A 23,332-nucleotide genomic window follows, 5' to 3' on the forward strand; every position below is an offset into this window, starting at 1 on the left:
TATTGCCTGCATTGTTTTTGTGGCCGTTGCGTTTACGAGTGTGCCTCCGTCTTACCGGATGGCTAAGCTAAAATATAGCGGAGGTGGCGACTGGTATGCTGACCGCACTGCCCTTGGTAATCTGATTGCTTATTGTAATAGCAATCTTAAAACTAATTTCTATCCGGAAGAAAGCATTGTTGAAGTGGGTTCGAAGGAATTATTCAACTATCCTTTTATATACATGACAGGCCACGGAAACGTAGTGCTAAGCGATCAGGAGGTTGCCAACCTAAGACTTTACTTAAGTAAGGGAGGTTTTCTGCACATTGACGATAATTATGGTTTAGATAAGTTTATAAGGCCCCAGATGAAGAAAGTTTTTCCTGAATTGAACTTTGTTGAACTACCAGCCAATCACGCCATTTACAATCAAAAATACAAATTCCCAAACGGATTGCCGAAGATTCATGAACACGACAATAAGCGTCCCCAAGGCTTCGCCTTGATTTATAAGGGGCGTGTAGTTTGTTACTACACTTATGAATGTGATTTAGGCAACGGCTGGGAGGATTTTGGTACCTATCCGGGAGACACACAGGATACCAGAACAAAAGCCCTAAAAATGGGCGCTAATGTGGTTCAGTATGCATTAACCCGATAGATATGTATAAAGTAAAAGTTAACGGGAATTTTCAATACGAAATAGAAAATAAAGGCGATCAAATTCTTGTGGATGGTAAGGCTATACAGCTTGATCTCCACAAAATCAATGCTTCTGCCGCGCATGTACTGCACAACAATAAGTCTTTCAATACTGAAGTTGTGGAGATAAACCGTGCCGGCAAGTCTTGTAAAATTAAAGTCAACGGTAACGTTTATGAAGTTTCTCTGGAAGATCATTTCGATCAGTTATTGAAACAGCTGGGGATGGATAATCTGGCTGCCAGCAAAGTTTCAGAAGTAAAAGCGCCAATGCCTGGATTGGTTTTAAAAGTACTGGTTAGTGATGGGGCAGAGGTTAAAAAGGGAGAAAGCCTGGTTGTTTTAGAAGCGATGAAGATGGAAAATATCTTAAAATCTCCAGCCGATGGGGTCATTAATAAGATCAACGTAAAACCTGGGGATAAGGTGGATAAAAATCAGGTTCTGATGCATTTTAGTTGATCATGTTTTGTAACATTTAATATTAACACAACCCATAAATAAAAAGTCCCAATTTTCATTGGGACTTTTTATTTAATTTTATTTCCCTTTACTCACGCGATATGGCCTCTGAGGAGGATTTTTAAAGCTCCTTTTGCCCGCAGTACTAATCTCTGGTGCGCCAAGCATAGTCATGGCACAACGGAAACCAACTTCTGCAGAAGATTCATCTTGCTGCATGAAACGACGGGTTGCCGGATTTAACCAATATGCCATGTCATTCCAGGATCCGCCTTTATATACTCTTGATTTATCATTTACCAAGGTTACACCTTCTTCGTTAAGAATAGTATTTTGTCTGTCGCGATAACCTCTCTGATCTGCCTGATAAGCAGCAGCTGCAACCGGAGCCTGAGGATCAGTTGATTTAGAAATTGAATCACTACGTTTCGCCTGTGCCTGTTTTTCCGCCCATGTCTGTTTTCTTCCTGAGTAAGCATTTTCCTTAATCGGATTGCCATACTTATCTAAAGAGATCTTACCACTCTGGCTATCTTCAAGTTTCTTATTCGTGAAGTAGTTACCACGGTATGGGTTAAATGCATCAGCGTCGGTAAATGTTCCTGTTCTGTAAACATCATTTACCCACTCATTAACGTTACCTGCCATGTTATACAAGCCAAAGTCGTTAGGCGTATACTGAATAACAGGAACGGTCAAATCTCCTTTATCATTCAGTGAACCACCAACCCCCATATAATCACCAGGAGCTCTTTTAAAGTTGGCCTGAATCATACCTCTGGTTTTCTTCTTAGCCGAGCTTACGCCGAGGCCATTCCATGGATAGATTTTATTCTGATTGATATTTTCGTATTCTGTATTTCCTATTAAGCCCAATGCAGCATATTCCCATTCTGCCTCTGTTGGCAAACGATACGGTTGCATAATTACACCGTCTTCCAAAGTTGCTGTCCTTCTAGGCTGAGCATTTCCCCTGCCACCTGCAGCTGCACCAGCGGTTGTAGTTGCAGCACCAGACTTAGTGTTATAATCAACAGGAGCATTTTTACCTTTATCATCATACTGACCATTTAAATAAGCGTCAGTATTAAATGGATTGGTTGGTTTTGGTGTTGCCGCAGCTGTTGTGTTATTGTTTCTGCCACTACCACCCCCTGCTAGTGTTTTATAATCAGTTAAAATCCCTTTTTCACGTAAAATAAATTCGTTTGCACGGGAAGTTCTCCATTCACAATAACGCGAAGCCTGTTCCCAGGATACACCCACAACCGGATAGTCACGGTAAGCAGGGTGACGCAGATAGTTGTCTACGTAAGGTTCGTTATAAGATAAAGCACGACGCCAAACCAGCGTATCTGGAAGCTCGTTATAATAAAATTCCTGATCTTCAGGGAAATTATATCTGATCCAGTGTAAGTATTCAAGCCAGTCGGTATTTGATACTTCAGTTTCATCCATATAAAATGAAGGTACAGTTACCTGCCTTTTATAGTTATAAATGTTAGGTTCAACACCTGGTACCTCAATGGCGCTACCACCAACAACTAGAACACCACCCTCAATCGGGATCAGGCCGGGACCAGGTGCTCTCTTGTATTGAGAGGCAACAGCAAAAGCGCCAGACTGGTTCTTTTTGCTTTTTCTGTCTGCATAAGGAATGCCTGTTTTGCTAGAACTGTTACCGCCTTTAGAGCTACAACCGGTGAGCATAACGGCTAAAGACAAACAAGTAAAAGAATATAGTATAAGTTTTTTCATATAAATACTAGGGATTGCCGCCCAACGGGGTTTCAACCGATAAAATTAAACAAATTTAAATGAATATATAAATATTGTGACAATAAAATACTGAATATATTTTTAAGGCATAACGTATTATTTTATTTCGTATTGTGTCTGTTTAATTTTTATTTTCGATTTTTGGTAAAACACTATAAATTAAGGAGCTAGTTTGTATTAAGTGTCAAATACTCTGGATTTCAATAGTACATTATTGAAGCTGTTTTGGTTAGATTAATTTATCCATTTAAGGGATTATGAGTTGATTAATTTTTAGTTCTTCATCTTATCCACAGCCAACGCAGATCACGATAACTCATTTTTTTCTTTTATAAAGGCCTAGTATTTATCGTATTAACCTTTCGTGCATCGCATTCATATGTAAAAATCGTAGGTTTAATTAGTAAATAATCAGTTTATTCGTAATTTGGTAAAATATAACTTTCGGTTTTACGTTAAGAGGATAATCTCTTCGAATTAAATTCCTAAAGATCTAAAATTACGTACCTTTAAAGAATGAATCCCAAGTATATTAGTAAGCTTGTTTTTTCGGTATTTTCTCTGGCCTTTGTATTTGCTAAAACAAATGCACAGGTTACTATAGGCAATACTCAAACAAATGGCAGCGAATCTAATAACATCGTCACTGCGGTTCCTTTTTTATTAATTACTCCCGATGCGCGTTCCGGATCTATGGGAGATGCAGGGGTGGCTGTTTCGGGGGATGTGAATTCATCGAGTATTAATGCCTCTAAACTTGCATTTCTTGAAAAACCATACGGTTTTTCTGTTTCATATAGTCCCTGGTTAAAGAGTTTAGTTCCGGATATTAATCTGGCTTATCTAAGTGGATTTTACCGTTTGAATGATCGTAACGTAATTGGTGCTTCCCTTCGTTATTTTTCTTTGGGCTCAATTCAGTTAACTGATATTAATCAACAAGATCTGGGCATTTCAAATCCTAACGAATTTGCGCTTGATGTAACCTTTGCCAGAAAATTTGGTGAAGAGTTTTCACTGGGATCTTCTCTTAGATATGTTTATTCGAACCTGGCATCAGGTCAGTTTGTTTCATCAGGTCAGGTAAAAAGTGGTAATGCTGTTGCAGTAGATGTGTCCGGTTTGTATAAGACTAACACGCATATGTTCGGAAAAGATGCGATTTTATCTGCTGGTGCAAATATATCCAACATCGGTACAAAAATGAGTTATAGTGATGGAGGGGTAAATTATTTTCTTCCAACCAATTTCAAACTAGGCGGCGCATCGACCTTTATTGTTGATGAATTTAGTACTTTCACCCTGGCTGTTGATTTCAATAAATTGCTTGTTCCTACTCAGCCTGTTTACAATTCAAGCGGACAGATTATCAGCGGAAAGGATCCTAACCGGTCAGTGCCTGCCGGTATCTTCGGTTCATTTAGCGATGCGCCAGGAGGTTTTAGTGAAGAATTGAAAGAGGTTGGTATTTCAACAGGTGTGGAGTACTGGTACAATCAGCAGTTTGCCATCAGGGCGGGGTATAATTATCAGAGTCCGATGAAAGGTGATAGCCGCTATTTTACTATGGGCTTAGGACTAAAATACAATGTCTTTAATATTGATTTCTCTTACTTGCTGGCTAATGCACAAACCAGTCCCCTTGCCAATACCTTACGTTTCGGTCTTTTGTTTAACTTTGGCGACAAGAAAATCGTAAAAAATTAACTTACGGCTTTAGTTAAAACTCATAAAATACATTTTCATGAAAATCAGAGTAGGCTTCGGCTTTGACGTACACCAGCTGAAAGACCAGCACCCCTTCGTAGTGGGTGGAGTAAACCTTGAACATCATAAAGGTGCATTTGGACATTCGGACGCAGACGTACTGCTTCATGCCATTTGCGATGCGTTACTGGGTGCTGCCAATCTTCGTGATATTGGTTTCCACTTTAAAAATACGGATGAAAGATGGCGGGGAATCAGCAGCTTAATTTTGCTTAAAGAAACGGTAAAATTACTATCAGATAAAGGCTGGGTAGTTGGAAACATCGATGCGATGTTGTGTCTGGAAGCACCCAAAATTAATCCTCATATTCCTGCCATGCAGGAAAATATTGCCAATGCAATCGGCATTTCTACTGAAGACATTTCTATAAAAGCCACAACAAATGAAACAATGGGTTTTGTAGGCAGAGAAGAAGGCGTAGTCGCATATGCAGTCTGTTTGATTGAAAAGAATCAGGTAGTTTAATATTTGAAGCGTATTTAACAGAAAAAATTAAAAAGCCGGCTCAACATTTTAAATGGTGAGCCGGATTTTTATGTGGTTAGGCATTAGCTTCTTTAACATTTCCTGTCCTTTTTAACGTTCCCCATGTTTCCAGCTCTCCCTTTATGGCTTTTCTAAATGAACGGAATAACACGATGTACATGAGCTGCCTCCAGAAAAACCTTTGCGGAAATAGGTAAATCAGGTTTTTAAGTTTTTCTTTTTCCATTCTGAAAGCGATGGCAGCAAAAAACATATCTACCAGAATAAAAATAATATAATAGAATAATACCTGTCCGAAACCATTGTGGAGGCTGAGGATCCCAGAAAAACCGGTAAGCGTCAGGTTGTTTATTGTACTTAAGGAAAATAGCCCGCTGATCAGGGATAACAACATAAAGAAATCTGCAAGCGGCGAAAAGAGCGGCAAAATGATTTGATAGACCAAAATGTTCGGCATTCCCACCATCCCAAAATATCCATACTTTTTATTTAAAAGTGTTTTACGGTTTTTCCAAAAACTTTGTAATACGCCAAAGCTCCAGCGGAAACGTTGTTTCAAAAGCATATTAACTGTTTCAGGAGCTTCTGTGTAAGCAATTGCAGTGTCGCAGTTTTTAACCCTGTAGCCTGCTTTCAGGATGCGCATAGTCAAATCACAGTCTTCAGCCAGGGTATCTATGGTAAAGCCGCCAACCTCGAGAATTACTGATTTTCTAAATGCACCGATGGCTCCGGGTACAACAGTAATGGTATTGAGTAAATCAAATGCTCTCCGATCCATATTTTGAGCCGTTGTATACTCAATAGACTGCCATTTTGTAATGATGTTATTGGCGTTTCCAACCTTAACTGTGCCGGCTACGGCTGCTACCTTATCGCTATAAAAATAGCGCATCAGTTCATTAACCGCATCCGTTTTAAGCTGCGTATCAGCATCTATGCAGATTACAAAATCAGATGCGGCTTTTGCGATGCCATAATTCAAAGCAGAAGCTTTTCCCCCGTTTTCTTTCCGGTAAACTTTTACCTGAGGATGGTTGCCGAATCTGGATTGAACCATTTCGAATGTTTTATCCTTTGATCCGTCATCAATGAATATCAGCTCGTAATCAGGATACGTAGTTTTAAGCAGGCTGTTAATGGTTTGGACTGCCGTTACCTCTTCATTATAGGCAGGAATAATCACGCTCACTTTTACTGAGGGGTTTTCGATAAGCTTGTGTGCATATTTTTTTGCCTTTTTACGCTGTTTAATTGCCAGATAGGCAATGAAGATTGTTCTTAAGATCGCCAGCACAATGGCCACTGTGAATACGATATCTAAGACAATATTGGCATAGTAGAAGAAGCTGATGAAGAAATAATCTCCTGATCCGCTGAATCCACTGTTTGCATCAGATTTTACAGCAGGCATCAGTTCAGCTCTTTTTTTGCCCATCAAATCTCCAACGGTTGTAAAAGTATATCCCTGTGATTTAAAGTACCTGATAATTCTGGGTAGGGCAGCCACAGTTGCTTCACGGTTTCCTCCCGCATCATGCAGCAGCAGAATGTTACCATTTTCGTGCTGTTTCACTACTTCATTAAAAATCTGATCTGCCGTTTTCCCTGGTTCCCAGTCTTCAGGATCGATATATTCACCAATGTTTATGTAGTTTTCTTTGCGGCTTTGTGCGACTGGCAAGATCTCAGAAATATTCTGAGGCTCGGCATCAGCATTAAAAGGGGCACGGAAAAGAATGGTACTGTGGCCCGTAACGGCTTCAATAAGTCTCCTCGTAGCATTTAACTCGAATTTTACCCTCCTGGGGCCAATCGCAGACATATCAGGATGAAAAAAAGTATGATTGCCAATTTCGTATCCGGAATCATACTCCTGTCTCAGCAATTCCATGTTTTTTTCGGCCATGATGCCTACAACAAAAAAGCATCCCGGTACATGTTCCTGTTTAAGGATATTTAATACCTGTGGAGTGTAAACCGGATCTGGCCCGTCATCGAATGTCAATGCAATTTTCTTATCAGCTTCACCAAAACGCTTAATCACGTACTGCTCTGGCAACCGCATGTATTTTTGATCGGCAATGGTAAAATTATCCTTATTTAGAGTAAACCTCACCGCCCCGAGGCGTGGTGTAGATACCAGGTCCAGGATTTCCCCGTCGCCGATGTATGATATTCCGCCCATGTTGAGGGAAGAGATTTTTCGTAGGTCGAATGGTTTTTTTTGAAGCGTATCCAGACTTAAACCATTTGAGATGAAAGACCACAGGCGTTTATCTTCTGAACCTAATCTCCACAGTGCTACTCCGGCAATATTCCAGTCATCAGCCTTGCGGATCAGGTTGAAATAAGTTGCCGCATCTGTAAAATAAACTTCATGTTTAATACCGCTGCCGTCATTATAACTATAATTTAAATTGGCCGAGTTGGGATTGTAGTTCACCTTGCTTTTGAAGGTAACCGCCGTAGTCATGGCCTCCTCGTAGGTTACCGATTTTCCAATACTTTTGTTGGGCCAGTCATATCCATAGCAAGCTAAAGCAAGAATTACTTTTCCTGGGTCTACCTTTGTGCAAATGTCATCCAGTTTCTCTTCCACCCATTCCTGATGGGAAATGTCGCCGGCATTACTTTGATCTGTATGCTGATCATAGGCCATTAAAATGATATAATCGTTATATTTCTGAAGCACCTCCGGCTGATAGTCGTCGTTTTCCGGAGAAATATCCTGAGAGACGATCAGGTTTTCTGCATGAAACTGGTCATATAGATTTTTCATGAAAGCATTGAAACTTTGATTGTTCTCCAGATCTAATTCTTCAAAATCGATGTTTATACCTTTGTACCCGTATTTTTTTGTAATGGATATCAGGTTATATATCAGTTTTTGTTGAGCGGCCTGGTCGTTGAGCAAACGCTTTACCGCATTGCCATCCCAATGGTCTTTGTTGAAGTTGGATACTACTGCAATAGCAGATTTTTTTCCTGCATGTATAACATTTAAAGCTGCGGTATCTGCCTTATCAACTATTGAGTCGCCATTTAAGAAAAAAGATTCAGTGGCAACCATGTCTAAATGGCCAATGTTCCTTTTTAAATCCGCGAGTGATTTATCTTTAGTTGCCGCCCAGCTTACGTAAAAGGCCATGTTGATGCGTTTTTTATCTCCATGTTTAGTTAGAATACGCAGCGCTCTGTCTTTTCTGATTTTCTCCAACCGGGATTTTTCGATTACGAATGCTTTGTACTGCTGAGATTTCTTCAGCTTATCCAATTGCTTTTGCGTAAGGGGAGAATTGGTGTTTATGAAAGGTAAATCTGGCTCCTGAACCGATGATAGTGTATAAGCAACGCAAAGGATTGCTACGATGAAAACTAAAAATAAGGTTCGGCTTACCCAGGTAAAAGTATACCAGCGTTTTTTAGTCTCAGTTTGAAATATTTGTTTTCCGGACATTTTTCTGTTCTGATTTTTAATCAAATGTCATCAACGAAAGTGAAGATTGGATGAAAATCTATATACGAAAAAAGCCGGCAGATTTTACAAATGCCGGCTTCAGGATTTAGGTGTTGAAGCTTTTTTATTCTTCTATGTAACCAAATCTTCCCTGGTTATAATCTTCCAGGGCCTGATTTATTTCTTCCTGGGTGTTCATCAAAAAGGGACCATATTGAACAATGGGCTCATTAAGTGGCTCTCCGCTGAGTATAAGTACGATGCTATTTTCCAGCGCCTCTATATCAATCTGCTCTCCCTGGTTTTCAAAGTGAACGAAACTATCGACGGGTGCAATTTCCTTTTGATTAATTTTCACTGCTCCTTCAATCACCATAAAACCAGTATTAAAATATGCAGGAAAACTAAAACTTGCCTTCCCCTGCATATTTAGTCTGGCGTTATACACGTGCATCGGCGTAAATGTGTGGGCGTTTCCTTTTTGTCCTTTGTAATCTCCGGCAATGATTTCAATTTTTCCTCCATTGTCGGGCAGGTTAATAAAGGCCATATCCTGTTGTTTTATGGACTGATATCCTGGCTTACCCATTTTATCTTTTGCAGGAAGGTTCACCCATAACTGTACCATTTGAAATGGTCCCCCTTTCAAACTGTAGTTCTCTTCATGGTACTCTTTATGGAGTATTCCCGCAGCTGCTGTCATCCACTGTACGTCTCCCGGATAAATTATGCCACTCTTTCCTGAACTATCATGATGCGCGACGGTGCCGTGGTAAGCTATCGTAACCGTTTCGAAACCCCTGTGTGGATGAATCCCAACGCCACGGGGAATTTTTCTGGCAGAGAACTGGATTTTTGAGCCATAGTCCAGTAAAAAGAACGGACTCATATCGATCTGGTATCCGCCCGGAAAAAAATTATGTACCCTAAAACCATCGCCAACCATATGGGGTGCGGGTGCTTTTAGGATACGTGATACTTGTTTTGTTTCCATTACCTTGAAATTAATTGAGGCATGGGGCTGTGAACATCATTATTTTATGCGCAAAGCTCAAAGCACTCTGCGAAATTATGCTTGTTTTACAAACTGCAACTCGCCCAATAAACGAACTTCTTCACTTACCATCACACCGCCTGTTTCCAATGCTGCATTCCAGGTTAAGCCAAACTCAGAGCGGTTAATTTTTCCACTTAAAGTAAAACCTGCTTTGGTGTTACCCCATGGATCGGTTGCAATGCCACCAAACTCTGCAGTTAATTTTACGGGTTTGGTTTCGCCTTTAATGGTAAGGTCACCTTTAACGATATAATCTGCACCGTCTTTTTCAACTGAAGAAGATTTGAATTCGATGTGAGCAAATTTTTCAGCGTCGAAAAAATCACCGCTTTTCAAGTGGTTATCGCGATCTGTATTTCCTGTATCAATCGAAGAGATGTCTCCTTTGAAGGAAATTTCTGCGTTCTCAAACTCATCGCCTTCAGATGAAAGTTCTGCCGAAAAAGATTTCAGGCTACCAGTAACGGTAGTGATCATTAAGTGTTTTACTTTAAACTGTAATTCGCTGTGGGTTGGATCTAAAGTCCATTTTGTAGTTGCCATATCTTTTGTGTTTTTGATATTAATATTTACAACACAAAAGTAAGTAGCTGGTTATGAACAGGAATTGATGTATGGTAAGTAATGAAGGGAATATTAATTTGGTTTGAAATGTTTATTAGCCAGTTCTTTTCTTACACGGCTTAGCGACTCGGGCGTGATGCCCAGGTATGAAGCGATCATCCATTGCGGCACGCGCAAAGTGAGATTGGGGTAAAGTTTGATGAAGTCAAGATATCTTTCTTCTGCGGTAGCACTTAAAAGCATATTAATTCTTTTTTGCATAAAACGGATAGAATTATTAAGCAAGCGGGTATGCATGGGCTGTAAGCAAGGCACCTGCATAGCTGCCTGCTCCATGAAATTATTGGGCATTAATACCACTTCTGTTGCTTCAATAGCGTCTATAAAAAACACCGAAGCTTCGTTATTCATATTATTCCTGTCAGATATTAACCAGTTCTCCGGTGCAAACTGAAGAATATGTTCTTTACCTTTTGAATCTATAGAATAGGCTCTCAGCAGTCCTTTGCAAACAAAAAAACCATGTTTGGAGATATCTCCTGTATATTGTATGATCTCGTTCTTGTCGAACTTCTTGATTTTTAAGTTACCCGAAATACTATCGAATTGTTCATCCGTAATTTCAATTTTGTCTTTAAGATAGTTTTTGAACTGATCAATCATACAATGAGCGGGTTATTTTTTGGCGGGCTTAATGTCAGAAAAATCAACACCACATTTGCAATTACCTCCACAACCATCTTTTTTTACCTGTAAAGATTTAAAAACCAAACGGCCTACATATACCAAAGCAACCGCGAAGAGTAGAAAGACTAAAATCGTTTGAGTATCCATAATACAAATATAAGGAGGTTTTGCTGCCAGGGCTTCAGTTTAATGTAAAAAGGTATGCGGCAAAAAGCATTGTTTGCACAACTAAATTACGGACTATTTTTCCATAAATGCAACGGTGCCGCCTACCCAGTCGAAGTCTGCATTGTATCGAACGCCAATCATCTTGCCTCTACTCAATCTAGCCAGGTTAATGCAAAGCTGAGGTTCCTCACCATCGGGCCATAAATACATCATTCTGATTTCTGCTTTTACACCGCCCGTTGGCGATTCCACGGCTGGTTCATAGCTTACTTTCCGTTGTAAAATCCAGTTGTGTGGGTCTATAATTTTCTCAATGTCCTGTGGGGTTACATCAATAATTACGCCCATTCCGGCAAAAGAAAATAATGGTTTCAGCACATAGTGTTCCAGATCTACGGGTATAGAATTTAGCTCATTTAAGAAAAAGGTTTCTGGTACATATTTACTTTTTAGGAAGGGCATGGTGTATTTGCTTATCCTGTAAAACCAGTTGGGATGGGTTACCCACTCCACATCAAGGTCAGCCCTGGGGTCAAAGCTGCTATCGAAAAGTTCCGTTCTGTTAGCAACCTCATCGAAAATTAACCGGTTGTAAATTCTTTTGAGTTGAATCTTTTTACCATTTTCTTCATAGAACAGTTGGCGTCCAACCCGTTTAATATCTTCTAATGCTAAAATCTTAATACCCAGTATTTTTTGAGTCACAAAAAAGTCGATAGCCGTTTTCTGGTTAGGCGCATCCACATCCATCAGGGCTACCTCATGTACTTCATGATCACCAATAATCACTGTTTTCAAAAGGGTAACATATTGTTCCTGATCAAATCCATTTAAAAAATAGTCAACCTCGGGATCAATTTCATAGTTTTTTTCAAATGTGTCAGCCAGGTGATGCTGGAAGCCGTAGAGGGAAGGAAAGCCCTGCATTTCGATAAGCATGGGCGACAATTCACCATCCTCATTTTTGCAAATGCCGAAATCAAAAGTTAAAAAATGTGGCTGCTTATTTTCATTAGGCACTTTCCATTCAGGTGGAATGGATGCTTCAGTAAGTCGCTTAAAATCCGGCTGCTTAATCACATTGATAATCTCTTCGCCTGCAGCGATGAGCTTTTCTTTCAAAGCTTTGGGTACAAAAATTGGTGTCTCTGCTACCCGAAAAGGAATTTCGGGATAGCCTTTCTGAAGTTCTGACAGGAAATTTTCATATCGCTCCTGATTAAACTGCTGATTAAATTGCTCCCTTAGTGCTGGTATCATTTGTTAGAATCTTTTATAGGTATGTTAAAGCCTTTTTCAGGAAATTAGGTAAGATCACACTTTGAGTTAAAACAATCCTCGCCGGATCATCTAAGCTGTTAAGCATATCAAAATATTTCTGTTCCCCATGCGTATCAATGATTACCTTTTTCTTTTCCTCCTGAAGCAAGTACATTTTCATTCCTACAGGATCGGCTTCCGGATGAAACTGGGTGCCAATAATTTCCGGGGAAAAACGGATAGACATCATACACCGCTCCAGATTAACGTGTTTTCGTTCTTTTTCGATGGCCAGGAGTTTAGCTTCTTTGGTCGCAAAAGCTTCATAATCAGGTTCGATCACCTGCCAGTCTCTGCTGTCAACAGAAAAAAAAGGATTGCTTATCCCAGAGAAAATTTCATCAGTTTCTCCCTCATTTGTTAGCGTGATGGGAAAAATTCCAAAAGCATTAGACCGTCTTTCGGTTACATTGCCCAGTTTATACTTTCTGCAAGCCAATTGAAAAGAGTGACAAATCAGAAAGGCATATTTCCTGTCATCTTTATGAGATGCATTGAAGGCTTCAATCTGGTCCAGCAGGTTATAAAAGTCATTTTCCCACTTTTCCCCTTCACTTTCTATAGGGCTGCCTGGGCCACCGCTTGAAATATAGGCGTCATAAGACAAGTCGGGTATTTCGCCTTTTTGCCTCAAATCAAAAATATCGGAGTGAAGGCTGATGCCGTGGTCACTTTCGAAGCGGGTTAAAATTTCCCCGATTCCACGCATACCCTGATTGGGCGCGCCGTTGTTCATGTCAATAACAGCTACTCTTAAATCTCTTTTTTTCTCCATTCGTAATTACTTTGCACCAATCAACGTTTGGGTGGTTATATAATCAACTACCGATTCAAAACTACCGGTTTGCTGATAAACCGCCAGTTGCCGGTCGGCACCTGTGCCATGTTCCAATATCTTATGAACATAGTTAATGTCCTCGCGGCATCCAAGTTCGTCCGCTACATCATCTACAAAATCAAGTAACTCCAACACCAGGTTGCGGCAGTTTACCTCCATCTCTTTTCCAAAGTCAATCAGGTTTCCATCAATGCCATAGCGGGCTGCCCGCCATTTATTTTCATTGATCAGGGCTCTGGAATAACTGATGAAGGTCATGTTTTGCAGCCTCAGCTTATAGAGTTTTGCACACAGGGATTGAAATAGAGCTGTAAAGGCCATGGTTTCATCTATCAGCATAGGGCAATCGCAAATGCGGAACTCCACGGTATCAAAAAACGGATGCACGCGAATGTCCCACCAGATTTTTTTTGCATTATCCATGCAGTTTGTTTTGATGAGCAACTTTACATAACTATCGTAATCTTCAATACTGTTAAAGATATCAGGAATCCCCGTTCTGGGGAACTTATCAAAGATTTTCGTACGGAAAGATTTATATCCGGTATTTCTTCCTTCCCAAAAAGGAGAATTGGTTGACAAGGCAAATACGTGGGGCAGAAAATACCTCACCTGATTTGCGATGTGAATGGCCAGTTCCCTCGATTGAAAGCCTACATGAACATGTAATCCGAAAATGAGGTTAGACCGCGCTGCTTCCTGTAATTCATTTACAATTTCATTGTAACGGGGATGCTCCGTAATCAGCTGCTTTTCCCAATGTGAAAAAGGATGTGTACCTGCTGCACCGATTCTTAAGCCCTGTTCTCCCGCAAGTTGTGATACCGTATATCGCAACTGTGAAATCTCTTTTCTGGCCTCAGTTGTGGTTCTGCAAATACCTGTACCCACCTCTACAACAGCCTGGTGCATTTCTGCCTTTACCTGATCTTTGTGTATTTTCTGAGCAGCTTCAACAATTTTCTGATCATGTGAGGTAAGTTCTCTGGTCACGGGATCAACTACCATATACTCTTCCTCTACACCCAATGTAAATTCATTCATCTTCATCGTATTAATTTTGATCCCGCTTATTTTTCAGGAGTTGCCTTTTTTGGTTTTGCCTTTGGAGTGGGAGCCGCTTTGCCTGGTTTCTTTGCTATAGTTTTATTTAGCAAAGGCGTACCTGCAACTGAAGCTTTAATGTATTTTCCCCAGGTGAGATTGTCCTGACCCGGTTTTTGTGCTTTTGCACGTTCGATGGCATAGTTGGCAGTTGTTTCCACTACCCATTCGAAATTCTCCGCACCCACACTATTAATATCCGCATCGGGGGCCGGGTTGCAAAAATCAATTGCAATGGGTATACCATCTCTTACTGCAAATTCTACGGTATTAAAATCATAACCCAGATAAGTGCAAAGTTTTATGGTGTACTCTTCAACAGTTTTAAGCAATTTGGCATCAGGGGTTTTGCCATCTGTTGCATAACGCAGATGGTGTGGGTTACGTGGTTCATATTGCATAATGCGTACATGCTTGCCGCCAATACAATAGCACCTGAAATATTCATCAAAAATGATTTCTTCCTGAAGCAGCATCACCAGCTGATCGGTTCCACTATGCTTATCAAAGAAATCTTCTTTATCATGAAGCTTATAAACATCTCTCCATCCACCACCATCATAAGGCTTCATGTATGCAGGGAAACCTACATAATCGAAAATTTCGTCCCAGTTTAAGGGCATGGCAAGGTTAGAGAATGATTCTGAAGTTGTGCCGGTGGGGTGCTGCCGGGATGGGATTAGTGCCGTTTTAGGAACGGGAACACCTATTTGTTCAGCCAGTACGTTGTTAAAAAATTTCTCGTCCGCACTCCACCAAAACGGATTGTTGATAATGGCCGTTCCGGTAATAGCAGCGTTTTTTAAAGATGCCCGGTAAAATGGAACATCCTGAGAAATACGATCAATGATTACCGCATAATCCAAAGGCTGGTTTTGGAGGATCTTTTCTATTTTTACTGGTTCAGCTATTATATCCTTTTCTGCTTTTTGATTAATTCGCTCTACAAGTGCTTCAGGAAAAGAACGTTCCTGACCATACAAAATCCCTATTTTTTTCATCAGTTTTTGTTTTTAAAGGTGCTATGTGTTAATGCTGTAACTGCTTAATCGGTTAATTGTTTTAATCGAATGATGAACTTATAATTGCGCAATATAGTTGGGGAACATTTCCCTCCAGATTGGCCAGTCGTGATCAGCGTTAGGCCGGATATCCAACCAGTGATCAATGCCTTTTTTATGGAGAATGTCCGATAACCTTTCATTATCAGGTCTGCACATATCTCTATCGGTTGTTCCCAGTACAATTTTCATGTAGTGTAGTTCAGGATTGCTGTTATTGAGTACAAAGTCGACGGGATTATTAAAGTATACATCATCATTGTAAAAACCATCTAGTTGACCACTGATATCAAATGCACCGCTCATACTAAACATATGACTCACCAGCCAGGGATGCCTGAAAGCAAAATTTGCAGCATGATAACCGCCAAAACTGCATCCTGCTGTAATGATTTTACTATGTCCGGTTTCATGGCGGGCCAGGGGAGCAACCTCCTCGAGCAGGTATTTATCGTACCAGATATGATTTTTAACCCGATCTGCAGGATGTATCCCCTTATTATACCAACTCAGTTTGTCAATTGCGTCAGGGCAATAAATCTTAATTTTACCCTCGTTGATGAATCCCTCTACAGCATCAATCAGCTTAAAATCTTTGTTTTCAAAATACCGGCCCATACTTGTGGGGAATAACAGAACAGGAATGCCGGCATGGCCAAATATGAGCATATCGATATCCATACTCAGGTTGGGGCTATACCACCGCTTGTATTCTTCTTTTATCATATCGAATATTTAATGCATTAAGATAGAGATTTAAATCAAGAAAAATAGTAGGTGCCTTATAAAGTTAATCTTGCTGACAAAAAATGAGGGCTGATAATTAATAGTTTATCAGGATTTGTACCTTTGCCGAAATTTTTGAGGCGTTGCCGGGTGAAAGGGATTTGAACTATGTATACTACAATTTTATCTGTAAAAGTTAATACCAGTAATTTGAGGATACCATCTGCTTATCTGAAGCATGAGGTGGAAATCGATATTTATGCTCCAGAGGGAATATTAGGAAATGAAAAAATTGAACTTCTTCTGTTAAACGATGGCCAGGATGTGGCAATGATGGATTTTCCAAAAATCCTTCAGGCTGCGCATCAGCATAAACGAAATCATAGATTGGTTGTAGTGGCCATTAAAGCTTCTGAAGATCGTTTAATGGAGTATGGTGTAGCCGGAATTCCTGATTTTAGAGGCCGCGGGGCAAAAGCTGGTGCCTATACCGATTTTGTGATTAAAGAACTTTTACCCTTTGTTAAAAAGAAGATCGCAATGCCAATAACCGGCAAAGTTGCCTATGCCGGATTTTCATTAGGTGGCTTATCCGCATTTGATATTGCCTGGAATCATCCTGCTGTGTTTGATGCTGTAGGCGTGTTCTCTGGTGCCTTTTGGTGGCGAACCAGAGATTTAGCAGATGGGTATACAGATGCAGACCGGATTATGCATGCATTGATTGAACGTACCTCAACCAGGGCCGATATGAAGTTTTGGCTGATGACGGGAACTGAAGACGAAAAGGCAGACCGCAATAAAAATTTTATCATTGATTCGATTGATGATACCATTGATATTGTAAAAGCGCTTTTAAAGAAAGGCTATAAGCGTAATGAAAATGTTTTCTACTTTGAAAAGGTAGGAGGAAAACATGATGTGCCTACCTGGGAAAGTGTGATGCCTGCGTTTTTGAACTGGGCTTTTGAAGTTTAACCCAGGCTATTTTATGAGGCAGCCTATCTGTAAACCGGGCTAGAAGATAAACCTACAGCCGTCAGTTAAAATGCTGCTCAACTTACGGAGGTAAGCACTAAAGATTGCTTTTGGGTTAAAAATGAGATAATTGCAACATTATCATAGCATTAAATAGTTGGGGTCATAGTAGAAAATCCATTTCAAAACATTATCTTTGCGCCAAATTTGAGGCGCATTTTATGCAAAAGATTAGAAATATAGCTATTATAGCACACGTTGACCACGGTAAAACCACGTTGGTTGATAAGATTTTACACTCTTGTTCTATTTTTCGTGACAACGAACAAACAGGAGAGTTGATATTGGATAATAACGATTTAGAGCGCGAGCGTGGTATCACGATCGTATCTAAAAACGTATCTGTTCAATACAAAGACGTAAAAATTAACATTATCGATACACCTGGTCACGCGGATTTTGGCGGTGAGGTAGAGCGTGTTTTGAAAATGGCCGATGGAGTACTTTTACTTTGCGATGCTTTTGAAGGTGCAATGCCTCAAACACGTTTCGTAACGCAAAAAGCTTTGGCATTAGGTTTAAAGCCAATTGTGGTGGTAAACAAAGTGGATAAAGAAAACTGTCGCCCTGAAGAGGTTTATGAGCAAATTTTCGAATTGTTCTTTAACCTTGAAGCAACTGAAGAACAATTGGACTTCCCTGTTATTTACGGTTCATCTAAACAAGGATGGATGAGTACTGACTGGCAGAAACCAACTACCGATATCTTTGCTTTATTGGATGCAGTTGTGGCCAACATTCCACCAGCACCAATCAACGAGGGTACATTACAAATGCAAATCACCTCTTTGGATTATTCATCTTTCGTAGGTCGTATTGCGATCGGTCGTGTTCACCGCGGTACAATTAAAGAAAACCAGCCGGTTACTTTAATCAAACGCGATGGTAAAATCGTTAAATCAAGAGTAAAAGAACTTTATACATTTGAAGGTTTAGGCAAAGTTAAAGCTACTGAAGTAAGTTCAGGAGATATCTGTGCAGTTGTAGGTATCGATGGTTTTGATATTGGTGATACTATCGCTGATTTCGAAGCACCAGAGCAATTACCAGTAATCAGCATTGATGAGCCAACAATGAACATGTTGTTCACCATCAATAACTCACCTTTCTTTGGTAAAGAAGGTAAATTGGTTACTTCTCAACGGATCAAAGACCGTTTGATGAAAGAGATGGAAAAAAACCTTGCCTTGAAAGTTGTTGAAACTGCTTCGCCAGATTCATGGTTGGTTTATGGTCGTGGTATTCTCCATTTATCAGTATTAATCGAAACGATGCGTCGTGAAGGTTACGAGTTACAAGTGGGTCAGCCACAGGTTATCGTGAAAGAAATCGATGGTAAAAAACATGAGCCGGTTGAAACTTTAATTGTTGATGTACCTGGAGAAGTTTCTGGTAAAGTAATTGAATTGGTAACACAACGTAAAGGCGAGTTATTGATTATGGAGCCAAAAGGTGATTTACAACATTTAGAATTTGAGATCCCATCGCGTGGTATTATCGGTTTACGTAACAACGTATTAACTGCTACTGCTGGTGAAGCAATCATGGCGCACCGTTTCAAAGCTTATGAGCCTTGGAAAGGAACTATTCCTGGTCGTTTGAACGGTGTATTGATTTCAATGGAAAAAGGTCAGACTACAGCATATTCAATCGATAAATTACAGGATAGAGGTCGCTTCTTTATCGACCCGGGAGCTGATGTTTATGAAGGTCAGATTATGGGTGAGCACATCCGTGATAATGATTTAGTAGTAAACGTGGTTAAAGGTAAAGCGTTAACCAACATGCGTGCTTCGGGTACTGATGATAATACCCGTATTGCGCCTGCAATTAAATTCTCGTTAGAAGAGGCTATGGAGTATATCCAGGCTGATGAGTACATCGAGGTTACACCAGTAAGCATGCGTTTACGTAAAATCTTCTTAACAGAACAAGAACGTAAAGTTAAAGGAAAGCAATTCGCTTAATCCTTTTGAAAATAAATTCCAGGCCCCGATGAAAATCGGGGCTTTTTTTTGTAAAGAATTTGGAAATTCTCAATCACTTATGGCGTTTTCTGTCAGCGGAAACTCAAACCATCTTACAAGCATAAAAATCTAACATTTTCATGGCATAAGTTTTTTACAGCCCTTTTAATTTTGCCTATCAACTCATCCTGCATGATTAAGAAAGGCATCTCCTTAATGGGCATATTTTTTTTAAGTGCATTGTCACTTTTTCCCTTACCTATTCTGTATTTGCTTGCGGATGGTAGTTACCTTCTACTATATCATGTTTTCGGATATCGAAAAACAGTAGTCAGAGAAAATTTGCTAAAAGCCTTTCCCTGGAAAACACTACCTGAAATCGTGGAAATTGAGAAACGCTATTACAAATACCTGGCTTCCTTAATTTTCGAAGTGGTAAAAATGACGACTATTTCGAAAAGAGCAATTCGAAAACGATTCGTTTTTAAGCACACTGAACTCGCTGAAACTTATTTGAAAAGTGGCCAGAGTGTATTATTTTGCTCCGCTCACTATGGGAATTGGGAATGGGGCACAATCGGGATTGGACTAAATTTTTCCGGAAGTCATTACCCAATATATAAACCTTTGAGTAATCCGGTATTTGATATCTGGTTCAGAAAAATCAGAAGCAGGTTTGGAAATCATATGGTAGCCATGAGGCAGACCATGAGGGCACTCACGTTAAGTAAAAACGGACCAACCAGTTTTAGTTTCGGTAACGATCAGGCACCGGCAAAAGATGAATCACACTACTGGACCACCTTTTTAAATCAGCCAGCGGCTATACAATTAGGCATTGAAAAAATAGCAAAAAAAACAAATCGTCCTATTTTTTATTTAAAAGTTAAGGTTTTAAAGCGAGGGTATTATGAGGTTGATTGCGTGCCCTTATGCTTAAATCCTAAGAAGACTGAAAACTTTGAGATCACCGAAATGCATACCAGGCTCTTAGAAGGGATTATTCAGCAGGAACCAGCATACTGGCTTTGGAGCCACAGAAGGTGGAAGCATAAACCACCGCCGGGAACATTAGTTGCGCAGGCGAATTAATTTTTATATTTGCCAACAATGTTCCGTTTCATGTTCAAAAAGATTTTAGCGTATATCACAGTCATAATTTTACTGGGCATTATATCGTTATTTCTCATTCATCCTTATTTGATCAGGGTTTTATGGTACCGAACACCTGATGCTGATACTTATAAAGCTTTTCCACAGGATGTCGTGCATAAAAGTGACAACGCATTTCATTTTAATCGTTCAGGCAGGATAAGAAATGATTTAGATACCCTCAAGGTACGCGATGCTGATCAACACCTGATTACCTTCGATGAATACTTTAAAAACGGCAAACTGAATGCGTTCCTGGTCATTAGAAATGATAGCATACTTTATGAGAAATATAGCCCGGGTTATACAGACAGCACCTTAACAACTATATTTTCTGGTGCGAAGAGCATGGTGTCGATTATGATTGGTCAGGCCTTAGCTGCAGGGCATATCAAAAACTTGAATGACCGGGTAACCGATTACATCCCCGAACTGGCTGGAAACGCCTCATTTAAACAGATTACGATAAGAAACCTGCTAGATATGAAATCCGGTTTAGCCTTTCAGGATGCTTTAGGCGGAGTGATAAAGGCTTTTTTATCTGATGAGGCGAAATACTATTATACTCATGACATGAAGCAAGAGTTGATGAAAGTCAGGCTCGATAATCAGCCAGGCACGGTCTGGAAATATAAAAGTATTGATCCAATTTTATTGGGCTGGGTTTTGGAAAGGGCAACTGGTAAGCCGGTAGCCAGGTTTTTTGAAGAATCGGTTTGGAGAAAAATAGGCGCACAGTATCCCGCATCCTTTGGATTAGATCAGCCTGGTGGACTGGCAAATACAGCAAGCCGGTTTCAGGTAACTCCAATCGACCTGGCAAAGATTGGCAGATTGTATTTGCATCAAGGAGAATACAATCATGTTCAGGTGGTCACCAAATCATGGGTAGATCAATCTATTCACATCGGTAGCGAAAAGCCTGCTTCGGCCAAAGGCTGGCAAAAATCGGCCCACCATTATATGTGGTGGATTCCACAGTCAGGAGATAATGGCGACTATGCTGCGGAAGGAATGCTCGGGCAAAGGTTATATGTCGATCCTAAAACCAATACCATCATTGTGCAGTTTGCAGCTCATGGTGCGGGTGATTATCCCTACCGGAAAATCAGCAGGTATTTAGCTGGACTGCCCTTTAATTATCCCTGATTTGACCTTATTTAACCATAAAGGGCACAAAGAAATATCCGCAAAGCACACCAAGTTTACTATTTATCTCCACGTTCATTGCGCTTGCTTTATTTTCTTTGCCGTTGAATTTTTAAAACACTACATTGCTGATACATGGAAAACGAAGACGTAAAAATTCTGAAAAAGAAACCAATTTTCCCCGTTACGCCAGCTTTGCAGAAGTATTTGCGGACCTATCAGCGTGAGGCTAAATTACCAATATCGTATCAAGATCTCATGCAGTTCAATGAAGCCTTTCCATTGATGGACAAATCCGGTAAAGACTCACTGTGGGAAGGACCGATATATGCACAGGATCTGATTGAAAATCTCCATAACGGATTAAAAGAAGTCTACGCCAACTTAAAAGCTTCAGGAAACCTTCGGATCGTTGAACATAAATACATCGATAAAATTGAATACTGCACCTTCGGCAATACTCATCCCTTCCGCATCAGAATTGTAAACAGATTAAATGATGTTTATGACTATTTCTATATCAAAAAGGCAGATGCCTCCCGTATTTATGGCCTGGAAATGGAAGAGATTCTATCTCCCAATCAGGTGAATTATCTGGTGGATGGAGACACCCTGGTGGAAGAGCATATTGCCGGCATTCCTGGAGATGTTTTTACAAAAGGCCAATTGTATACCCCCGAATTTAATCCCACCCGTATCGCTAAGGAATTTGTTAAGTTCAATGAGCGTTGCCTGATCATGCTCTTAGGAGATATGCGTGCCTATAATTTTGTAGTTCAGATTACACCTGACTTTGATGATATTCAATTCCGTATACGTGCCATAGACTTCGACCAACAGTTTTATGAAGGGAACCTGAAAGTTTATTTGCCCCAGTTTTTTAAAGAGAATCTCCCTTATGTAAAAATGAGTATGGAGCAACTAACCGAAAAAACGGTTTTACAATATCAACAGGAAGAGCGTTCCTCTATTGTTCACCGGGTAAGAAGTGAGCGGCACCGTTTAACTGATCTAAGAGATGTTTCAAATAAGGAAGAGCTGACTACACCAGAAAATATTGCCATATTAAAGCAAAGTATGAGTGAATATTTTAAAGATAAAAACTATTTGAAATGCGGTAATATGACAGATATCATCGAACTGAATATCAAAAACATCATCAGGCAGGTGAAGTTATAAGCAAACGGCTGACAATGTTGCCAGCCGTTTTTGAGTGAATCTAGAAAGAGCGTCCAAAACGTTAAGCGTGTTGGCCCTCATGTATTCCCTCCGCAAATTCTTCTACAATTTTATCATTAAAAGCAGGTAAATCTTCAGGTGTTCTGCTGGTTACCAGACCCTGGTCTACTACTACTTCTTCATCACTCCACAAAGCGCCTGCATTTATTAAATCCTGTGAAATGTTTTTTACTGATGTTAATTTCCTACCCTGAACTACATCCGCATTTATCAGCGTTTGCGGACCATGGCAAATGGCAGCAACAGGTTTGCCATCCGCAAAAAATGATTTCACGAATGCAATCGCATCTGCATTTACCCGAAGTTGATCTGGATTAATCACCCCTCCAGGCAAAAGTAATCCGTTATAATCGTCGGCATCTGCCTCTGCAATTGTTTTGTCAACCTCCACTTCTATCGACCAATGGTCCTGATCCCAGGCTTTAATTTTTCCATTTTTTGAGGAAATGATATGTACGGTTGCACCTTCCTCTTTTAATCTCTTTACCGGCTCAGTTAATTCAACTTCTTCAAATCCGCTTTCTGAAAGAACAGCTATTGTGCGGTTACTTAATTGTCCCATAATCTTTCTGTTTTAAATAGGTATGTATTTAAAGACATTCATTCGGGAAATTTTGTTTTGA

At 40.1% G+C, this 23,332-nt stretch carries 21 protein-coding genes; 9 read left to right on the forward strand and 12 right to left on the reverse strand.

Going from position 1 to position 23,332, the window contains the following annotated elements; all coding sequences use genetic code 11:
• The first annotated feature begins 58 nt into the window (after positions 1–58).
• Both R2Q80_RS19070 and R2Q80_RS19075 read left to right on the forward strand, forming a co-directional pair.
• Positions 59–643 carry a DUF4159 domain-containing protein gene (locus R2Q80_RS19070; protein ID WP_410478768.1) on the forward strand — a complete coding sequence of 195 codons (585 nt, stop codon included), beginning with the start codon at positions 59–61 and terminating at the stop codon, positions 641–643.
• Between the two features lie 2 nt (positions 644–645).
• Positions 646–1,146, forward strand: coding sequence for an acetyl-CoA carboxylase biotin carboxyl carrier protein subunit (locus tag R2Q80_RS19075; protein WP_316801129.1), 501 nt, complete (start codon positions 646–648; stop codon positions 1,144–1,146).
• Between the two features lie 78 nt (positions 1,147–1,224).
• On the opposite strand, the gene R2Q80_RS19080 is transcribed toward R2Q80_RS19075, so the two are convergent.
• Complete coding sequence (locus tag R2Q80_RS19080) at positions 1,225–2,904, reverse strand: SUMF1/EgtB/PvdO family nonheme iron enzyme (protein WP_316801130.1); 1,680 nt, start codon at positions 2,902–2,904, stop codon at positions 1,225–1,227.
• Positions 2,905–3,441: 537 nt separating this feature from the next.
• On the opposite strand from R2Q80_RS19080, the gene porV reads away from it, so the two are divergent.
• The gene (gene porV / locus R2Q80_RS19085) at positions 3,442–4,632 is read left to right on the forward strand and encodes a type IX secretion system outer membrane channel protein PorV (protein ID WP_316801131.1); all 1,191 of its coding nucleotides are present in this window, start codon (positions 3,442–3,444) and stop codon (positions 4,630–4,632) included.
• A 37-nt stretch (positions 4,633–4,669) separates the two neighbouring features.
• Positions 4,670–5,158 (forward strand): 2-C-methyl-D-erythritol 2,4-cyclodiphosphate synthase, encoded by a 489-nt coding sequence (gene ispF, locus R2Q80_RS19090; protein WP_316801132.1) that lies wholly within the window; start codon positions 4,670–4,672, stop codon positions 5,156–5,158.
• Between the two features lie 76 nt (positions 5,159–5,234).
• Here the strand turns inward: ispF and R2Q80_RS19095 are convergent, their stop codons facing one another.
• The 10 genes from R2Q80_RS19095 to R2Q80_RS19140 form a co-directional block, all read right to left on the reverse strand.
• Positions 5,235–8,639, reverse strand: a complete 3,405-nt coding sequence (locus tag R2Q80_RS19095) for a glycosyltransferase (protein WP_316801133.1) — start codon at positions 8,637–8,639, stop codon at positions 5,235–5,237.
• Positions 8,640–8,763: 124 nt separating this feature from the next.
• Complete coding sequence (locus tag R2Q80_RS19100; RefSeq protein WP_316801134.1) at positions 8,764–9,633, reverse strand: pirin family protein; 870 nt, start codon at positions 9,631–9,633, stop codon at positions 8,764–8,766.
• A 75-nt stretch (positions 9,634–9,708) separates the two neighbouring features.
• Complete coding sequence (locus tag R2Q80_RS19105) at positions 9,709–10,239, reverse strand: YceI family protein (protein ID WP_316801135.1); 531 nt, start codon at positions 10,237–10,239, stop codon at positions 9,709–9,711.
• A gap of 93 nt (positions 10,240–10,332) precedes the next feature.
• Complete coding sequence (locus R2Q80_RS19110) at positions 10,333–10,923, reverse strand: Crp/Fnr family transcriptional regulator (RefSeq protein ID WP_316801136.1); 591 nt, start codon at positions 10,921–10,923, stop codon at positions 10,333–10,335.
• 12 nt (positions 10,924–10,935) lie between these two features.
• On the reverse strand, positions 10,936–11,094 hold the full coding sequence (locus tag R2Q80_RS19115) for a FeoB-associated Cys-rich membrane protein (protein ID WP_316801137.1): 159 nt from the start codon (positions 11,092–11,094) through the stop codon (positions 10,936–10,938).
• Between the two features lie 93 nt (positions 11,095–11,187).
• On the reverse strand, positions 11,188–12,375 hold the full coding sequence (locus R2Q80_RS19120; protein WP_316801138.1) for a hypothetical protein: 1,188 nt from the start codon (positions 12,373–12,375) through the stop codon (positions 11,188–11,190).
• A 13-nt stretch (positions 12,376–12,388) separates the two neighbouring features.
• Positions 12,389–13,210 (reverse strand): glutamine amidotransferase-related protein, encoded by an 822-nt coding sequence (locus R2Q80_RS19125; RefSeq protein ID WP_316801139.1) that lies wholly within the window; start codon positions 13,208–13,210, stop codon positions 12,389–12,391.
• A gap of 6 nt (positions 13,211–13,216) precedes the next feature.
• Positions 13,217–14,317: a carboxylate-amine ligase gene (locus R2Q80_RS19130; RefSeq protein WP_316801140.1), complete on the reverse strand. Its 1,101-nt coding sequence runs from the start codon at positions 14,315–14,317 to the stop codon at positions 13,217–13,219.
• A gap of 26 nt (positions 14,318–14,343) precedes the next feature.
• Positions 14,344–15,378 carry a hypothetical protein gene (locus R2Q80_RS19135; RefSeq protein ID WP_316801141.1) on the reverse strand — a complete coding sequence of 345 codons (1,035 nt, stop codon included), beginning with the start codon at positions 15,376–15,378 and terminating at the stop codon, positions 14,344–14,346.
• A 78-nt stretch (positions 15,379–15,456) separates the two neighbouring features.
• Positions 15,457–16,164, reverse strand: a complete 708-nt coding sequence (locus R2Q80_RS19140) for an esterase family protein (protein WP_316801142.1) — start codon at positions 16,162–16,164, stop codon at positions 15,457–15,459.
• 168 nt (positions 16,165–16,332) lie between these two features.
• Between R2Q80_RS19140 and R2Q80_RS19145 the strand changes: the two genes are divergently transcribed.
• The 5 genes from R2Q80_RS19145 to R2Q80_RS19165 all read left to right on the forward strand — a co-directional run bounded on the left by R2Q80_RS19145 (position 16,333) and on the right by R2Q80_RS19165 (position 22,649).
• Positions 16,333–17,142: an alpha/beta hydrolase gene (locus R2Q80_RS19145; RefSeq protein ID WP_316801143.1), complete on the forward strand. Its 810-nt coding sequence runs from the start codon at positions 16,333–16,335 to the stop codon at positions 17,140–17,142.
• Between the two features lie 221 nt (positions 17,143–17,363).
• Positions 17,364–19,169 (forward strand): translational GTPase TypA, encoded by a 1,806-nt coding sequence (typA, locus tag R2Q80_RS19150; RefSeq protein WP_316801144.1) that lies wholly within the window; start codon positions 17,364–17,366, stop codon positions 19,167–19,169.
• 192 nt (positions 19,170–19,361) lie between these two features.
• Entirely contained in the window at positions 19,362–20,261 is a 900-nt protein-coding gene (locus R2Q80_RS19155) for a lysophospholipid acyltransferase family protein (RefSeq protein ID WP_316801145.1), read from the forward strand.
• A gap of 30 nt (positions 20,262–20,291) precedes the next feature.
• Positions 20,292–21,470, forward strand: a complete 1,179-nt coding sequence (locus tag R2Q80_RS19160) for a serine hydrolase (RefSeq protein ID WP_316801146.1) — start codon at positions 20,292–20,294, stop codon at positions 21,468–21,470.
• Between the two features lie 135 nt (positions 21,471–21,605).
• Positions 21,606–22,649 carry a hypothetical protein gene (locus tag R2Q80_RS19165; RefSeq protein ID WP_316801147.1) on the forward strand — a complete coding sequence of 348 codons (1,044 nt, stop codon included), beginning with the start codon at positions 21,606–21,608 and terminating at the stop codon, positions 22,647–22,649.
• Positions 22,650–22,710: 61 nt separating this feature from the next.
• On the opposite strand, the gene R2Q80_RS19170 is transcribed toward R2Q80_RS19165, so the two are convergent.
• Positions 22,711–23,271 carry a type 1 glutamine amidotransferase domain-containing protein gene (locus tag R2Q80_RS19170; protein ID WP_316801148.1) on the reverse strand — a complete coding sequence of 187 codons (561 nt, stop codon included), beginning with the start codon at positions 23,269–23,271 and terminating at the stop codon, positions 22,711–22,713.
• Positions 23,272–23,332: the final 61 nt, after the last annotated feature.

Source organism: Pedobacter frigidisoli (assembly GCF_032678525.1).
GTDB lineage: Bacteria > Bacteroidota > Bacteroidia > Sphingobacteriales > Sphingobacteriaceae > Pedobacter > Pedobacter frigidisoli_A.

Bases quoted from the DNA above. Each gene is read 5' to 3' on its own strand.
- R2Q80_RS19070 (WP_410478768.1), top strand. From the start codon at position 59: ATGGCTAAGCTAAAATATAGCGGAGGTGGCGACTGGTATGCTGACCGC.
- R2Q80_RS19075 (WP_316801129.1), top strand. From the start codon at position 646: ATGTATAAAGTAAAAGTTAACGGGAATTTTCAATACGAAATAGAAAAT.
- R2Q80_RS19080 (WP_316801130.1), bottom strand. From the start codon at position 2,904: ATGAAAAAACTTATACTATATTCTTTTACTTGTTTGTCTTTAGCCGTT.
- porV (WP_316801131.1), top strand. From the start codon at position 3,442: ATGAATCCCAAGTATATTAGTAAGCTTGTTTTTTCGGTATTTTCTCTG.
- ispF (WP_316801132.1), top strand. From the start codon at position 4,670: ATGAAAATCAGAGTAGGCTTCGGCTTTGACGTACACCAGCTGAAAGAC.
- R2Q80_RS19095 (WP_316801133.1), bottom strand. From the start codon at position 8,639: ATGTCCGGAAAACAAATATTTCAAACTGAGACTAAAAAACGCTGGTAT.
- R2Q80_RS19100 (WP_316801134.1), bottom strand. From the start codon at position 9,633: ATGGAAACAAAACAAGTATCACGTATCCTAAAAGCACCCGCACCCCAT.
- R2Q80_RS19105 (WP_316801135.1), bottom strand. From the start codon at position 10,239: ATGGCAACTACAAAATGGACTTTAGATCCAACCCACAGCGAATTACAG.
- R2Q80_RS19110 (WP_316801136.1), bottom strand. From the start codon at position 10,923: ATGATTGATCAGTTCAAAAACTATCTTAAAGACAAAATTGAAATTACG.
- R2Q80_RS19115 (WP_316801137.1), bottom strand. From the start codon at position 11,094: ATGGATACTCAAACGATTTTAGTCTTTCTACTCTTCGCGGTTGCTTTG.
- R2Q80_RS19120 (WP_316801138.1), bottom strand. From the start codon at position 12,375: ATGATACCAGCACTAAGGGAGCAATTTAATCAGCAGTTTAATCAGGAG.
- R2Q80_RS19125 (WP_316801139.1), bottom strand. From the start codon at position 13,210: ATGGAGAAAAAAAGAGATTTAAGAGTAGCTGTTATTGACATGAACAAC.
- R2Q80_RS19130 (WP_316801140.1), bottom strand. From the start codon at position 14,317: ATGAATGAATTTACATTGGGTGTAGAGGAAGAGTATATGGTAGTTGAT.
- R2Q80_RS19135 (WP_316801141.1), bottom strand. From the start codon at position 15,378: ATGAAAAAAATAGGGATTTTGTATGGTCAGGAACGTTCTTTTCCTGAA.
- R2Q80_RS19140 (WP_316801142.1), bottom strand. From the start codon at position 16,164: ATGATAAAAGAAGAATACAAGCGGTGGTATAGCCCCAACCTGAGTATG.
- R2Q80_RS19145 (WP_316801143.1), top strand. From the start codon at position 16,333: ATGTATACTACAATTTTATCTGTAAAAGTTAATACCAGTAATTTGAGG.
- typA (WP_316801144.1), top strand. From the start codon at position 17,364: ATGCAAAAGATTAGAAATATAGCTATTATAGCACACGTTGACCACGGT.
- R2Q80_RS19155 (WP_316801145.1), top strand. From the start codon at position 19,362: ATGATTAAGAAAGGCATCTCCTTAATGGGCATATTTTTTTTAAGTGCA.
- R2Q80_RS19160 (WP_316801146.1), top strand. From the start codon at position 20,292: ATGTTCAAAAAGATTTTAGCGTATATCACAGTCATAATTTTACTGGGC.
- R2Q80_RS19165 (WP_316801147.1), top strand. From the start codon at position 21,606: ATGGAAAACGAAGACGTAAAAATTCTGAAAAAGAAACCAATTTTCCCC.
- R2Q80_RS19170 (WP_316801148.1), bottom strand. From the start codon at position 23,271: ATGGGACAATTAAGTAACCGCACAATAGCTGTTCTTTCAGAAAGCGGA.